Raw genomic sequence first — 15,267 nt, forward strand, 5'->3', positions numbered from 1 at the left:
TAAGAGGTTTAGCCCAGGGATTTGAACTGGCTGCTCACGCAGCCAGGGAATTGCTATTACCTATTGACCGGAGTTGGGCTCATATGTGTTAAGTGCCATATAACGTTCAAAATCCTCACGACTTACATTAGCCACCGACAAATTAGGAACAACAGCTTTTGTTGCAGGAATGGCTCGCGTTTCTTGGGGAAAGTGCCAAATATTAAAGTCCTTGTTTGGCATTGTATCGTAAGCTAACGAATCCCAGCCTAATAGTCTTGCCATTTTTTTGATAGCGATTTTTTTCGCAGGTTGCATTTGTGCTGAGGGCTGAAAATATAATTGGTAACTACTGTTCACAGCACCAGTTAAAATATCGACTGCTTGTAATCCCCAATGATATTTAGAGTCTTCCATTGCAACGTGATGTACTTTTGAAGATGTTGGCAGTTTCGCTAGCATATGGTTTGTAACGATCTGCATTACTTCATGCTGTTTGGCGTAAGAGTTAGATTTGTGATCTGCGAACACTGTAATTTTCGCATTTTTTGAACGACTGCTCTCGCGGATAAGGTAGTCATAGGTTGTATAAAAAGCAGCTTCTTCGTTGTTATGCCACTTGCGATAAGGCTGTTTGGATACAGCAATTGCATGAAATGATACCGGGCTCGTCAAAATGAATCTCAAAATATCTATGCATAGGTTAATTTGACCTGCACTTTTTCTAACTTTCTCCCATTTTATTTCCCCTTGCAGACCGCTTCTGTCATAGATATCTGATACTTTCTGATTAAATTCTGCAAAGTAATTTTTTGGAATTGCAATGATGCCTATCGTATAGCAGGGGCACCCTTTTGATGTGCCGCTTTCATCAGCGAATGCAAATACTTCTTCCATGGCTCAAATTCCTTTTTGGCACTTAACACCCACATAAGGGGCAGTAATACGTGGGCTAAAATCCGAGCGAAGCGACAGAGCCCACGTGTTACTGTCCCAGCGAGCCTGCGAGCGACTTAATGTGATTGTTAGCTCAACACCTAATCGTTTTCAGAGCAAGCTTCTTTTCGCGCTGCAATGTTACTCTTTGAAGGGTTTTCCATAACCTTCAATATTGCAACACTGCATGCCTGTTTAGCCTTGTCATTTTGTGACTTTTCGTCGAAAGACACTGTTGCAACAAGAGGCTTATAATTTGTTGCCGCATTACAATACATGTTTTTTGTCTTTCCATATTTGGGGCCTGATTGCGGATTTTCTTGAAGATACAGGCACATTTCTCTGAACATACGTTTGGCGGCTTGAGAGCAGAGTGACTTATCGTTTAGGTTATGCGAGTAAGTTTCGCAAACTGATTTGTCTTTGATTTTCCAAATTTGGTAAGAGTATGGTATTTCGAATCCATCGTATTTAACAACCTTCGCTTGTTCTACTGTATTGAACTGATCAGTTAACCTGTCATGAACAGAATTTGATACAGCATCCAAATAAGTAGCAAAAACAGCTGATACTACATCCATTAGAAACTTCCTTTATGTTTCCTGAGAGCTAACGCCCTGCTTAGGGACGCAAACACATGGGCTAAAACTTAGGAGCGAAGCGACGCAGCCCATGTGTTTGCGTCCCAGCGAGCCTGCGAGCCTGCGAGCCTGCGAGCCTGCGAGCGACTACAGCATTTTGTTAGCCCTTACGATTTCAACATTCTGATACGAATTTCATATTCTTCGTCGCTTAAAACTTTGAGATCCTTTGCTTCTTCGATTACTCGATCTATGCTTATTTTTAGGTCCTCATCAGCCCCTTGCCACTCTTTAGGATTTATCCAATACTCACCTTTGTAATAACATTTGTCTGCAAGTTCCGGGTCAAAGCTTCTTACAGGAATCGAGGCCTTTTTCCATAGTAGAGCAAGTTCTTTTTCTTTTGTTTTATTTCTATTCCCTGACTGCCTAAATTCTGTCAAATATATTTTTGTTTCAGTACAAGCCATATAGATGGCATCAAGAGCAACATCTCTTTGTTCACGTCTAGCTTTCCATAAGGAAGAGCCCGCTGAAAATAACTTGTCAAGACCTTCAATTATTAGTTCAAGCATAATAAATCCTTTTGTTGGGCTAACGCCCGCATAACGGGCAAAAATACGTAGGCTACAATACCAAGCGAAGCGCAGGGAGCCTACGTGTTTTTGTCCCTAGCGAGCGAAGCGAGTGTTAATGCGTTTGTTAGCTGCCTGACTTTGCCTTAATAAATTCCTTTTCTAATTTTGGGTCTAATAGTTCATCTGGTGGAATATATATATTTAATGCTTGTCTGACTTTTTGTGCAGAATAACAGTTTAACGTGCCCTGATTAGCCAATACATGATCGTGACCATTGTGTAAGCGAATTAAGTTTTTGGACGCTTTAGTAACATTCTCAACACTTGGTAATGAAAATATTTTCGACATTAACTTATAAGATGGAACCAAATACATAGTTGCCTGAAGCTTTGAAGACAAAATACGAAACTCTTTACAAGCTTCCGCTTGCTTTGGCTCATCTAGTGTTTTGGGGTTCGCATAGACATTAGCATATAAGATAAGTTTGTCAGCGATTTCTGAGATAACACTTTTGTATGCTTGGATTGGTTCGATGTATAACTTGAGAAAGATTTGACCAAGTACAAAAGTACATGCGCCAGCAATAATCGTTAAAAATATCTGCATAATTCCCTCTTGGCAGCTAACTTTTCAATAACGGGCGCAGGCACGTGGGGCATAATGGCGAAGCCGCCCCGCGTGTATGCGTCCCAGCGAACGAAGTGAGTGAGTTTATTGAGTTGTTATGTGCGTCACTCAAAAAGATCTCCTGCTGCGGCTTCAATATCTCCACAGTCAGATATTAAGTCCCCATCTTCTCCGAAGATTTTATATGTTTGTTGATTGCCGCCAAGTTGAGCGCAGCCGTCTAATGCCATAAGAAATGTATATGCGGTATCGTTTAACATTACTTCCGCAGCTTTCCAGAAAGTTTTCTCTTGTTCAGGTGTTAGGTTTAACTTTTGATACAAAGCTTGCACTAAAGACCCCTGATTTGTGTCCTGGTACTGACTTAATGAAGAATTAATTTCTTCTTTCCAGAGGCTAACAAACTCCCTTGCATTCATTTTATATCCTTGAGCACATAACACCCCGCTTAGGGGCACAAACACGTGGGCTAAAATCAGAGCGAAGCGACACAGCCCACGTGTTTGTGTCCCAGCGAGCCTGCGAGCGACTATAGCGGTTTGTTATGTACGTTGCCTTTAATTGCACGAATAACTGAGAATACACTAACAAATAGAAGCGCTGCCAAAACTTGTGCGATGTAGACGAAGAACAGACCGATAGATGACTGAGGATCGGATCCTGTTCCGAAAATCATTGAAAGGCTAGAAAGTACTAGAAGTACTAGTAGTGTTGCGGTGGCAATCAATAATTTAGGGCTTTTTTGTTTGACGAAATGGGTAAACGCAAAGATAACTAAGTAAGGAAAAGCGCATACTAAAAGAGCTAAAGGGCTTTCAGAATTAAATGGGCCTGATGGAAATAAGAAAACTACAAATGGTGCAAGTAGACTGATTAACTTAATAGGCAGTTCAAGCTTGTAAACCATGGTTCAATTCCTTTGAGTACATAACGCTAAGCTTTGGGGCGCTAGCACGTGGGCTAAAATCCGAGCGAAGCGAGCCAGCCCACGTGTTAGCGTCCCAGCGACCGAAGGGAGTGCCAACAGCGTTTTGTTATGCACTTTGTTAAAGCCACCCATCGTTGTTTGGAGATATATCTACTGGAACATGCGAGCTATCTTCTCGCCAAGCATTACATACAAGACATTTCCAGCATCCATTGCCGAATTCTTGTAGCCTTATTAGTTTGTTATCTTTGTCGTAACAGGTTGGGCAAAATGGACCTTCTTTGGCGTTTTCAGAATGGAGGAAATAATATGGTTTTTCCCAGTTAATATTACCTTTAGTCTCAAGCTCCTTTTTCAACGAAGAAATTTCTTTATCTTTTTGAATTAGAAGCTCTTGAACTTCTGCCATATCAACCTTTGCCTCGGCAAGAGCTCCAAGTAGGTCGGCTAATTTAAATTTTACCTCTGCTTGCTCCAGAGAGTTGGTGCTGTCCTTTATTATCTTTGCTAGTTCCGTCGCGGTTTTAAGGCTTGTGAAAGCAGCAGAAATCGAACCTACGTCCATAATCCTTCCTTGAGTGCATAACACCCACATAAGGGGCAGTAACACATGGGCTAAAATCCGAGCGAAGCGACAGAGCCCATGTGTTACTGTCCCAGCGAGCCTGCGAGCGACTTAATGTGATTGTTATAACTCAAGTATAAAATCGACCCCGAAATATAAAACTGCCAGCAAAGAACCAGCCAGTACAAAGATACCAAAATAAACTTCACGTTCAGAACCACTCAACGTCAAGCTAATTTCTCTTTCTCGTACACTTTTGAAGTTAGCAATCTCAGACATTCCGGCGAACACCCACTGAACGGCAACGAAATATGCTGATAAAAACAACGAAAGAAGGAACCAATTAAATGACCCTTGTTCAATGGCAACTGGAATAGATAAACCCAAAGCTACACCACTTATTACTGCAGCAAAATTGAAACCAATAGCGGCAATAGAAGTAGCGGCCCAAGCGAGCAAATTTTGCATGCGATCAATGTAATTAAAATAACACTTGATACCTACAATCACTATTCCGATTAGAAGAGCTAAGTGAAGGCCGTCTAGTTGTATGAATTCGAAAATAGCATTCTTAAGTTTTTCACCTAACTCATTCGATTCAAATATGAGTACCCCAAACCCTAAGAACAAACTGCAAAGTGCAGGAACCAATGCATATTCAATGCTTAACTTAAAAAAGTTTTTTGAATTAATCGAAGAGAAAGTATGCAAGAAAATACCTGTTTAGTTAAATGTTACAGCTGAGTTATAACTTTTAAATAAGGGGCGCAGGCATGTGGGGCATAATGGCGAAGCCGCCCCGCATGTATGCGTCCCAGCGAACGGAGTGAGTGACTTAATTTTTTTGTTATACATTTACTTTGTACTTTAAATCGACCGCCTCGTCGCCTGTAATTCCTCTAAAACCCCACTGATATTTTTCTTGCTCTTTGATGGTGATTTCTATGTCGATTGGCTCAATACCGATGGCGGACTCTATTTCTTTGAAAAGCGTTTTAATAAGTTGCTTTTGCGTATCCGGCTTGCGACCTTTCATCAAATTGATTTCGATTACCGTATAAGCATCGCTTCTTCCACCAGGATAATAAAAGTTGTCTTTTTCTAGAGGCACAAATCTATGTGCTCGTTTGTCTTCGGGCATACCAAGAATTGACTGCATGCAATGATGTATTACATCTGAAAGTGCAGCTTTAATTGGGTTGAGATGTTGATTTATTCCATATATTACAACCACTGATGTTTCCTTGTGTATAACACCCACATAAGGGGCAGTAATACGTGGGCTAAAATCCGAGCGAAGCGACAGAGCCCACGTGTTACTGTCCCAGGGAGCTTGCGACCGACTTAATGTGATTGTTATGTGCCGGTACTAAAAAATGGTGGAGCTCGGGGGAATTGAACCCCCAAGGCGCGCTCCTAGGCGAACATCTGTCCATATTTTCCTTCTTGCCACTCGCTCGGATGAGAATCTGCAACCAGCAGCTCCAGTAACGCCACGATTCCACCTTTCACGTTTTTCATAAAGTTCCCCTTACTATTGCTCGTCATCTTTTTATCTTGCACCTGTGTAATTTTCGGAGCGTTCACAGATAGTTCAAATCCGAGCGAGGCATCAAAGTCAATATTCGCAGTTGTTCCTAGCCCTAAGTCATTAAAACAGTTATACCTTGTGAGCTTTACAAAGCCCATTCCAAAATTCTTTGTAAGACATTACATCTTCGTGTTTTGATTTCCAGTGAGCATCAATCCCATCCCAGCCATTTCCCTTAAATTCATGTCTACACTCAGGGCAAATTCTAGGACGCTCTACTGGGACGTTCTTTTCACAACATCTACACATACTAAATTACCTTTGGCACATAACTACTAAATAGACACCAACACGGTGTGATCAACCACCCCATATTGGTGTAATTGTCTGTTTTCATTTTTCCAGAATATCTCAGAAGCCCCACCTTTAAAAGGTTGTGCGGTTTTGGTGCAATTTCGCGGGAGCAAAATGCACCGTTTGCGAAGTGGGATGTGAAATGGTGTAAAACCATCCTTCCTGCCAGTTTTCTTGACTCTCACATATTCTTAAGCTGTTTTTATTTTGATAAGCATTATGAAATCAAAGTTTCTGCGGGAAGTGTATGAATTTATGTTGTCGAGAGGCTACGCCAAAAGAACCATAGAAACGTATTTAACGTGGATTACTGACTTTATCCGGTACCACAACTACGCCCGGCCTCAGGAGATGGACGCTCAGCATGTTGAGAGTTATCTGACTTATTTAGCTATTCAAAAACAGTGTGCGAAAAGCACTCAGGCAATCGCCCTTAACGCACTGCTCTTTCTATATAACAAATATCTTGAATTGCCCTTGCCGGAAGACATGAGTTTTTTGAATAGTAAACGGGAGCGTAAGTTACCCGTGGTACTGACGCAATCCGAGATCCAGGCCTTGCTCGGGCGTGTGAGCGCACAACATTACCTGGCAGTTGCTCTGCTTTATGGTAGCGGTCTGCGGCTTATGGAATGCGTTAGGTTACGCACTGGCGATATAGACTTTGATTATAAATGTTTGAGGGTATGGTTCGGTAAAGGAGGAAAACATCGCATCGTCACGCTCTCAGAATCTCTCATTCCGTTACTGACGTCACAAATCGGGCAAGTCGACCAGTTATTGTCCCGGGATTTGACTGTACCGGAGTTTTCCGGAGCCTGGATCCCGCAGGGTCTGCGTAAAAAATATCATTCGAGAAATAAAACGCTGGAGTGACAGTATTTATTCCCTTCCCGGCATCTTTCTGTTGACCCCGAAACTAAACTGTTACGACGTCACCATATTGATGAAAAGCAGTTGCAGCGCAATGTAAAACGGGCAAGTCAGGAGGCGGGCATAAAGAAACACGTTACGCCGCACACATTAAGGCATTCATTTGCCACGCACCTGTTAGCGGCCGGGGCTGATATCAGAACTGTCCAGCATCAACTGGGGCATTCCGATGTGCGAACAACACAAATCTATACGCATGTGCTGCAACAAGGAGGAAATGGCGTGATCAGTCCCCTGTCACGCCTTACTTTATAGAATGAAGTGAGCACTTCCGGCAAGTGCAAAACCTGCCGTCCGGTCAGGAGATGATGATGCGCTTGTAGGCCAGCAAGGAGCCGTCGTCATTTTGTTCGAGGTTGAACACATACTCATTGTAATCACTGCCGAATACCGTATCGTTGGTCAGGTATGTATCTGGCGCACCGTGATTGATATAGTCAGAATGGCTGGTACAGATATCTGTGCAGAAATCATCATCAAAGCCAAACTGGGAAATCAGCTCGTCGTTGTTATTATTCTTCACTCTGAAGTGAATGTGAATGGCACGGCTGGCATACCAGCCCGGGAAGCAGGTCCTAAAGTTCACACGGCCACTGCTGTCTGTTACTGCAATGCCCCGGAACCAGCGCGATTGCAGCGCTTCACTGTCGTTCCCTGTACAAAAAGAAGAATTGAACCCGTTGGTGTCACTGCTTCCTGTCGTATCGCCGGAATAAATGCCTTCCACATCGCAGTGCCACACTTCTATTTCATAGCCTGACAGCGGATTACATTGTTCGTCTATGAGTTGCAGGCATAACTGCATCGGCAAACCGGTTTGACCTTCTGAGATGTCATCAAGATAGTCAGAGTCGAAATAGCATGGACCTTCCGTTTGTTGTCCGGTCAGTTCAACAGAGCAGGTACTGCTGTTTTCAAAAATGCTGTCAGCGGGGAAATCCGCTGTCATTGAATCTGTACCGCCACTCAACCAGCTGCCGTTATCAGCCACAGGCGTTGTCGTCGTGCCTGTGCCGCTGCTGCCGGAGGAAGAACCGGTTGATGTACTGCCTGTTGACGTACTGGTTGAAGTCGAGCTGCTACCGCCGCTGCCACCGCAACCGGTGAGCATGATCACCGGTGTCGCTACTGCCAGTGAAGCCAGAGATTTAAGGGTTTTGCGTCGTCCGTCAAAGAGGATTGGTTTGGTCATGTTTTTGCCTGCCTGAATAAAATGCATGAAATATAATATGCATCTTCGACGTCAACGGCCCGTAAACGTCACAAGCTTTACTTACCATTTACATAACAAAACGATTCTGCTTCATAGCCGGATAAACCAGTTCTTCCGGTACATCCACCATACCGGCAAAAACATCACACAGAGAAAGCTTACTGCAAACAGCAAAGAAGCATTAAAAGGTGAAAAGTAAGGCAGGAATACAGACTGGTAAAGCGCAGCTTTCAGGGAGCCGGAGCCCGCCGGAATCATGAAAAGCAGCCGCGCAGCAATACCGGATAACATGAAAAATACAATACTGTTTGCACCTGCGATAATAAAGGGCTGCGCCCAGCGTTGATAACCGCGCAAGTCTGTCATCCAGTGCAACAACGCTAAACACCCCATTGCGCAGCCTGCCGTTATTGCCGTAAACCCCGGTGACCAGAGCGCTTTATTCACCGGCACCCACAACGACATGACACCCCCGGCCAGAATAAGCAAAATGCCTGCACCTGCCATTTTAAGTAGCAACATTCCCGGTTCACGCTGCAGCCAAAGGCCACAAATAACCCCGCAGAGACAGGTGGATATTGCAGGCATGGTGCTTAACAAACCTTCCGGATCGAAGGGAAATGGTGTTGCCATTGAATAGTAAACATGATGCTTTCCCAACACGCCGGCATCTATCCATGCTGCGAGACTGTTGCCGTATGCCCATTGCCCCTGATATACGTTGCCGGCTGTATCTGCATAGGGAATAAACGTCATCGCCGCCCAGTACGCCGCCACCAGCAACACCGCGGCAAACAGCAGTCCGCGAATTCGCAGGCACATCGCCAGTATCGCAGTAAAAAAGTAAACCAGTGCCAGTCGCTGCAGAACCCCCATCACCCGGACATTTTCCAGCCGGTCCCGGACCCAGTCGAAATCCGGATTATAAGGATTGTAATAAAACAGCGCGAGGAACAGGCCACATAAGAACAGCAATACACTGCGTTTCAGTATTCTTGCCAGCATTACTCCGGCTGAACCGCCTTGCTGACGATAAGAAGAAAAAGGGATTGCCACGCCCATGACGAAAATAAAGAAAGGAAACACCAGATCTGTCGGTGTCAGTCCATGCCATTGTGCATGCAATAAAGGCCAGTAAACGGTTTGCCAGCTTCCGGGGTTATTCACCAGAACCATTAACACAATGGTAAGCCCCCGCAGTACGTCCAGGGAAATCAATCTCTTCATTGGCTATTCTTTAAGTTCGACATTGAATGACACACACCCGCCATTGGAATATTTTATTATTTACTTAGGAAATAATTGTGATAATTTGGTTATTTCATGCAGCATTAACCGGTAATAACATGTCACTCTTATCCCGACACTTTCGCTTTCTGGTCGCTACCTGCGCGGTTGCCACACTGATTGGCTGCGCCGGCGGTTACACCAGTATGCCATCGAAAAATACCGGTGAACGGGTGAAAGTGCTTGTTATGCACTTTACCGCGATAGATTACCAGAAAAGTGTGCATGCTCTGGTGGATGAAGGCGGGCTGAGTGCGCATTACCTGGTCACTGATCCGTCTGACCCCACGTTTCCGGGTGATGAGGCATCTGTGCTGCAGCTTGTGCCTGAATCGAAACGCGCCTGGCATGCCGGCAAAGGTGAGTGGCAAACGCGTAACCATTTGAATGATACATCCATCGGCATTGAGATTGTGAATGTACCTGAATGTCAGCGGGATAATGAGACAGCGGCCAGCCGGTCAGAACATGGCAGCAACCGTCTTTGTGTATTTCCTGATTATCACCCGGAACAAATTCAGGTGCTCATTGCGCTGGCAAAAGACATACTCGCCCGCAACCCTGACATTTCTCCCACCGCTGTTGTTGGCCATGCAGATATCGCATTTAACAGAAAAAATGACCCGGGCCCGCGTTTTCCATGGTATCAGCTGTATTTGGAAGGGATAGGCGCCTGGTATGAAACCGGCACATTAACGACATACTGGCAACGCTTTAACCGCGCCCTGCCCTCTGTTTCTTTAACGCAGGCTGCGCTGCGCACTTACGGATACGGCGTGGTGGAAACCGGCACACTGGATGAGCAAACCATCAATGCGTTGTCGGCGTTCCAGATGCACTTTGTGCAGGATAACGTAACCGGCGCGATTAACAGCCGCACAGCAGCCGCATTGTTCGCTTTGCTGGATAAGTATTTTCCGCAAAAGGTCAAGGCGCTGAATACCCGCTACGCCCGTGAAACGGCACTGAAAGCCGCACCTGCTGAAGAGAAGCGTCGTCAGTCAGGGCAAATTGATAGTGATTTCCCCCAACAAGAGCGTTCCAGCCGGGAAGAGGTGAACGACAAGGTCGCGTTTAAAGCGTACAAAGGACGGGGCGAAATTTTACTGACACCGGCCACAACCATCAACGCCACAGTGAAGGTAAATGGCGAAACGCTGAACATTGCCTCTCCCCTGGAGGCCGGTCATACCTACAGTTATTCTCTGAAAAAGCGTACACACAACGGTACAAACACCCTTGAGGTGCAAAGTGATTCAGAAAGTGACGCTTTGCACGTCACCATTCCCTGGCCTGCGTTGACTGATGAAACGCAAAAATGGCAACAAGCCTTCAGACCAGTCGATGCGTTAATTCAGCAGGACATTGAGGATGGCTTTCCCGGAGCCGTATTACTGGTTATCAAAGACGGCGCTGTGATTAAACGTACAGCCTATGGCAATGCGCTACTTTACGATGAAACAGGCACCCGCCTCGCAAAGCCGGAGCCGGTGACACCGGACACGCTGTTTGATGTAGCCTCTAACACGAAAATGTTTGCAACTAATCTGGCACTGATGAAACTGGTGTCTGAGGGGAAATTGAGTATTGATGCGCCGGTGTATCAGTACCTGCCGGAGTACGCCGGCGGTGGCCGTGAAGCCCGCACTGTCAGAGATTTACTGAGTCATCAGTCCGGCTACGGGCCTGAGGTGCGTTTTTTTGCCCCCGGCGAGCGCTACGGTGAGTCTTTCCGCTCACGGGATAAATCACATACATCAACCTTATTAACCACTGCGGTACCTTTTCAGATAAGCAAAGGCGCGCAGGCTACGTACAGTGACACCAACTTTATGCTGCTGGGACTGCTGGTTGAGCGGATAACAGGCATGTCTCTCGACCGGTATTGTGAGCAGTTCATTTACGGCCCGCTTCAACTTAATCACACGGTGTTTAATCCGCTGAAAAAAGGGTTTGCCCCCAGTCAGATTGCCGCTACAGAAATAAATGGCAATACACGCAGTCACAATATCGATTTCCCCGGCATCCGCACGTACACGCTGCGTGGAGAAGTGCATGACGAAAAGGCCTGGTACAGCATGGGCGGTGTATCAGGGCATGCAGGCCTATTCTCCACAGTGGATGATTTTGCCGTGCTGATGCAAACCTTATTGAATGGCGGTGGCTACGGACAGGTTGCACTGACCGACCAGGACACTATTTCACTGTTTACCGCCCCTTCCCCGTTGAATCCCGGTTTCGGACTTGGCTGGCGCAGGGGCAGCAACGGCAGTAATCGCTGGCACTTCGGTCCCTATGCCAGTTCACAAGCTTTTGGTCATACCGGCTGGACAGGCACGGCAACGGTTATCGACCCGGCGCAGGATCTCGGTATTGTGCTGTTTACCAACGCCAGACATACACCGGTTGAGAAACAGAGTACCGGCAACCTGCAGTTTGCCGGCGGCGAATTTGAAACCGCAAAATATGGCAGTGTGATAACCCGGGTTTACGAAGCAATACTCAATCACTGAGGTAAAAGTACTGGCAGAACCGGTAAGTTCTCAGTTAGGCTATCGCCACGCTTTTTTATAAAGCGTCACACTGCCCCGCGGAACAAAGCGCACTGAATATCAGCGCCTGATTTGCGATCAATCATTAGAATAAAAGCAGGAACATTTTTCATGGATTGGGTTTCAATTATCCCGCCTCTCGTCGCCATTTTTGTGGTGTTCTGGAAAAAAGAAGTCATTATGGCCTTGTTACTGGCCGTTCTCTCATCTGAAGCGTTGATTTTATTGAGTGTGACCGGTGACGGCGTATTGCTTGCGCCGGTGAATGCTATCGAAAGAACCATCGACGTTGCCGCCAGTCCGGGCAATACCCGGATCCTTATTTTCTCTATTCTGGTGGGTGCGCTGTTAGCCTATATCCGCGACTCAGGCGGTGTCACGGCTACCGTAAACTGGCTCACAGGCAAAGGCATTGCCAGAAGTAAGCGGCAAGTTGGCAGTCTGACGATGCTCACCGGTGTTGCAGTATTTATCGAGTCTAATTTAAGTGTACTCACCGCCGGCATATTCGCCCGGGGCTTATTTGATAAATTCAAAATGAGCCGGGCACGCCTGGCCTACATCATCGACAGTACCAGCGCGCCGGTTTGTATTCTTATCTTACTGAACGGATGGGGCGCATTCGTCCTTGGCCTGCTGGACGGTTACGAGCTGGAGCAGTCTTCCGCCAGTATCTTGTGGGGCACAGTACCGCTGAATTTCTACGCCCTTATCACTCTGGCGATTGTGGTGTACACCATAGTGAAAGACAAAGTGCACGGTCCGATGGCAAAAGAAGATGCCGCCATGACTCACACCGGTACTGTCATTGAGTCAGAACCGGCAACCAAAGTACGCTTTATGGTGGTGCCGCTGGTGCTCATGGTTGTCAGTATGGTTGGCTTTATGTTGTGGACCGGTGATGGCGTGCTGGCTAACGGCAGTGGCAGCAAATCTGTGTTGTACGCCACTATTCTTGCTACCGTTGTCGCGTACTTCCTGTTAATTCTGCATAAGCGTTTTACCCACCACGAAGCCGTAGAAATTGGCTTTAAAGGGATGGGCGAACTGCTCCCGCTGGTGTCGATTGTATTACTTTCCATGACACTGGGTGCCAGCTTAAAAGTACTCGGCACCGGCGTTTTTGTTGCCGGTATTGTGGGTGAGTACCTGCCTCTGGTATTAATTGTTCCCATGCTGTTTCTGGCCGGCGCGGTCATGTCGTTTACCACCGGCACGAGTTGGGGCACGTTTGCGATTTTGATCCCCATCGGCGTTCCGTTGATCCAGTCATTAGGACTGCCACCCTCTCTGGTCATTGCCGCTATTCTGGGCGGCGGCGTATTTGGTGATCATTGCTCCCCTATTTCCGATACCTCAGCGGTATCGTCTATCGCGGCCGGGTGCGACCTGTTAACGCACATCCGTACCCAGCTTCCCTATGCACTTACCGCTGGCGGACTGACACTCGTTGCCTATGTCATTGCCAGCATCATTATGATTGGATAGCCATTATGCGAATACTTTTACTCTCGCTATTTTTGTTTGTGGCGGCAGGATGCTCCGGTGAAAAACCCACGGTATCTGTACCGGCCCCGGAAGTTGAAACCGGCCAGCAGGCGGTGTCTATGCCTGATACCTTTGCTGCCGATGCTGCCATGGCAGTATTAAACGAAGGCGGTAACGCGGTTGATGCGGCCATCACGGCGCAATTTGTGCTGGCAGTGACCTTCCCTGAAGCGGGTAACATCGGTGGCGGTGGTTTCATGACCATCTTTTTCGACGATGAAGCCGCCTTTATGGATTACCGTGAAATGGCACCGGCGGCAGCCCACCGTGATATGTACCTCGATGAAAACGGTGACGTGAAAACCCTGGAGTCGCTGTTTGGTGCAAAAGCCTCCGGTGTACCCGGTTCAGTTGCCGGCATGTGGGCGGCACATCAGCGCTACGGTAAATTACCCTGGAACCGTCTGGTGCAGCCTGCTGTAGACCTGGCAGAAAAAGGGTTTAATGTGCCGGCGAAACTGGCTGATCATATCACCCGCTACATGGCCAGACAGGAAAAAGAAGGGATCACCAGCAACTTTGGCGACTATTTCGGTGACGCCCGCACTGCAGATGTGCTGTTTAAACAACCTGAGTTAGCCGCAGCGCTGACACGCATTCGTGACGAAGGTGAAAAAGGCTTTTACGAGGGCGAGACCGCCCGCATTATTGCCGGTTTTATGGCCGAAAACGGTGGACTGGTCACAGAAGAGGATTTACAGGGTTACGAAGCCAAATGGCGGGCACCGATTGTTTATCCCTGGCAGGATTACAAACTTATCACTGCACCACCTCCCAGCTCTGGCGGTGTGGCTGTTGCCCAGTGGATCAGTATGCTCAATGAAGTACTGAAAAATCAGTCTCTGCCTGCACAAAACAGTAAAGAGTATATTCATCTGATGTCTGAAATCGGTAAACGTGTGTTTGCTGACCGCGCCGAATACATGGGCGACCCCGACTTTGTCGATGTGCCTGTAAAAGCGTTATTAGAACCGGCCTACATTACTGCCCGTGCCGGAGAAGTGGATCCTGAAGCCATTTCAGTGACAGAAGACGTGAAACCCGGCTTATATGAAAGTCCGGACACCACCCATTTCTCGGTTATGGACAAATGGGGCAATGCGGTAGCGAATACCACTACCATTAACCTGTCCTTTGGCAGTGGCGTGGTGGTAGAAGGTGCCGGCTTCCTGCTGAACGACGAAATGGACGATTTCAGTGCTAAGGCCGGCGTGCCTAATTTCTTTGGTGCCATCGGCGGTACCGCTAACGAAATCCAGCCGGGTAAGCGCATGCTGTCTTCCATGACACCCACCATTGTGCTGAAAGGCGATAAAGTAAAACTGGTCACCGGCTCACCGGGCGGTACCACGATTATTTCTTCAGTGGCACAGTCCATACTGAACGCGCTGTTTTTCGATATGACAGCAGATGAGTCAGCAAACAGCCCCCGCTTCCATCATCAGCTCTGGCCAAAGGACACCATTGCGTATCATGCAAGCATGCCGGCAGACGTTGTAAAGGCGCTTGAAGCAATGGGCTACACCATGAAGGAAAGTAACTTTGGCGATGTTCACCTGATCAAGCGTACTGAAACAGGCCTGGATGCAGCCTCTGAAGCCAGAGGACGCGGTAAGGCAATTGTTGAAGAAGTGGAATTGTAGTCAGCTTACAC

Annotated in this window: 14 protein-coding genes and 2 pseudogenes; 4 read left to right on the top strand and 12 right to left on the bottom strand. The window is 46.9% G+C overall.

The genetic code is table 11. The annotated features are described in order from the left end of the window. Nucleotides 1-60 precede the first annotated feature (60 nt). The 10 genes and pseudogenes from ACXAGR_RS03195 to ACXAGR_RS03240 all read right to left on the bottom strand — a co-directional run bounded on the left by ACXAGR_RS03195 (nucleotide 61) and on the right by ACXAGR_RS03240 (nucleotide 5,681). The gene (locus ACXAGR_RS03195; RefSeq protein ID WP_474848119.1) at nucleotides 61-876 is read right to left on the bottom strand and encodes a DUF3800 domain-containing protein; all 816 of its coding nucleotides are present in this window, start codon (nucleotides 874-876) and stop codon (nucleotides 61-63) included. Nucleotides 877-1,016: 140 nt separating this feature from the next. Continuing rightward, nucleotides 1,017-1,496, bottom strand: a complete 480-nt coding sequence (locus ACXAGR_RS03200) for a hypothetical protein (protein WP_474848121.1) — start codon at nucleotides 1,494-1,496, stop codon at nucleotides 1,017-1,019. Between the two features lie 167 nt (nucleotides 1,497-1,663). Continuing rightward, nucleotides 1,664-2,071 carry a hypothetical protein gene (locus ACXAGR_RS03205; protein WP_474848123.1) on the bottom strand — a complete coding sequence of 136 codons (408 nt, stop codon included), beginning with the start codon at nucleotides 2,069-2,071 and terminating at the stop codon, nucleotides 1,664-1,666. A gap of 127 nt (nucleotides 2,072-2,198) precedes the next feature. Next, nucleotides 2,199-2,681 (bottom strand): hypothetical protein, encoded by a 483-nt coding sequence (locus ACXAGR_RS03210; protein ID WP_474848124.1) that lies wholly within the window; start codon nucleotides 2,679-2,681, stop codon nucleotides 2,199-2,201. 125 nt (nucleotides 2,682-2,806) lie between these two features. Further along, entirely contained in the window at nucleotides 2,807-3,121 is a 315-nt protein-coding gene (locus ACXAGR_RS03215) for a hypothetical protein (RefSeq protein ID WP_474848126.1), read from the bottom strand. 110 nt (nucleotides 3,122-3,231) lie between these two features. Further along, the gene (locus ACXAGR_RS03220) at nucleotides 3,232-3,609 is read right to left on the bottom strand and encodes a hypothetical protein (RefSeq protein ID WP_474848130.1); all 378 of its coding nucleotides are present in this window, start codon (nucleotides 3,607-3,609) and stop codon (nucleotides 3,232-3,234) included. Between the two features lie 139 nt (nucleotides 3,610-3,748). Continuing rightward, entirely contained in the window at nucleotides 3,749-4,195 is a 447-nt protein-coding gene (locus tag ACXAGR_RS03225) for a hypothetical protein (RefSeq protein ID WP_474848132.1), read from the bottom strand. Nucleotides 4,196-4,318: 123 nt separating this feature from the next. Then, nucleotides 4,319-4,906, bottom strand: a complete 588-nt coding sequence (locus tag ACXAGR_RS03230) for a hypothetical protein (RefSeq protein WP_474848134.1) — start codon at nucleotides 4,904-4,906, stop codon at nucleotides 4,319-4,321. Nucleotides 4,907-5,042: 136 nt separating this feature from the next. Then, nucleotides 5,043-5,429, bottom strand: a complete 387-nt coding sequence (locus ACXAGR_RS03235) for a tautomerase family protein (protein ID WP_474848136.1) — start codon at nucleotides 5,427-5,429, stop codon at nucleotides 5,043-5,045. A 143-nt stretch (nucleotides 5,430-5,572) separates the two neighbouring features. Continuing rightward, nucleotides 5,573-5,681, bottom strand: a pseudogene (locus ACXAGR_RS03240). Between the two features lie 618 nt (nucleotides 5,682-6,299). On the opposite strand from ACXAGR_RS03240, the pseudogene ACXAGR_RS03245 reads away from it, so the two are divergent. After that, nucleotides 6,300-7,268, top strand: a pseudogene (locus tag ACXAGR_RS03245) (integron integrase). A gap of 43 nt (nucleotides 7,269-7,311) precedes the next feature. On the opposite strand, the gene ACXAGR_RS03250 reads toward ACXAGR_RS03245, so the two are convergent. Together ACXAGR_RS03250 and ACXAGR_RS03255 are read right to left on the bottom strand one after the other, a co-directional pair. Continuing rightward, nucleotides 7,312-8,205, bottom strand: a complete 894-nt coding sequence (locus tag ACXAGR_RS03250) for a dioxygenase family protein (RefSeq protein WP_474848138.1) — start codon at nucleotides 8,203-8,205, stop codon at nucleotides 7,312-7,314. A 111-nt stretch (nucleotides 8,206-8,316) separates the two neighbouring features. After that, nucleotides 8,317-9,453, bottom strand: coding sequence for an acyltransferase family protein (locus ACXAGR_RS03255; RefSeq protein ID WP_474848140.1), 1,137 nt, complete (start codon nucleotides 9,451-9,453; stop codon nucleotides 8,317-8,319). 119 nt (nucleotides 9,454-9,572) lie between these two features. Here ACXAGR_RS03255 and pbp4b point away from each other — a divergent pair, with 119 nt between their 5' ends. The 3 genes from pbp4b to ggt all read left to right on the top strand — a co-directional run bounded on the left by pbp4b (nucleotide 9,573) and on the right by ggt (nucleotide 15,256). After that, nucleotides 9,573-12,026, top strand: a complete 2,454-nt coding sequence (pbp4b, locus tag ACXAGR_RS03260; protein ID WP_474848141.1) for a penicillin binding protein PBP4B — start codon at nucleotides 9,573-9,575, stop codon at nucleotides 12,024-12,026. A gap of 150 nt (nucleotides 12,027-12,176) precedes the next feature. Next, nucleotides 12,177-13,553, top strand: coding sequence for a Na+/H+ antiporter NhaC family protein (locus ACXAGR_RS03265; protein ID WP_474848143.1), 1,377 nt, complete (start codon nucleotides 12,177-12,179; stop codon nucleotides 13,551-13,553). 5 nt (nucleotides 13,554-13,558) lie between these two features. Next, complete coding sequence (gene ggt, locus ACXAGR_RS03270; protein ID WP_474848145.1) at nucleotides 13,559-15,256, top strand: gamma-glutamyltransferase; 1,698 nt, start codon at nucleotides 13,559-13,561, stop codon at nucleotides 15,254-15,256. Nucleotides 15,257-15,267 lie beyond the last annotated feature (11 nt).

The organism is Alteromonas sp. ABH4_457, assembly GCF_056160625.1.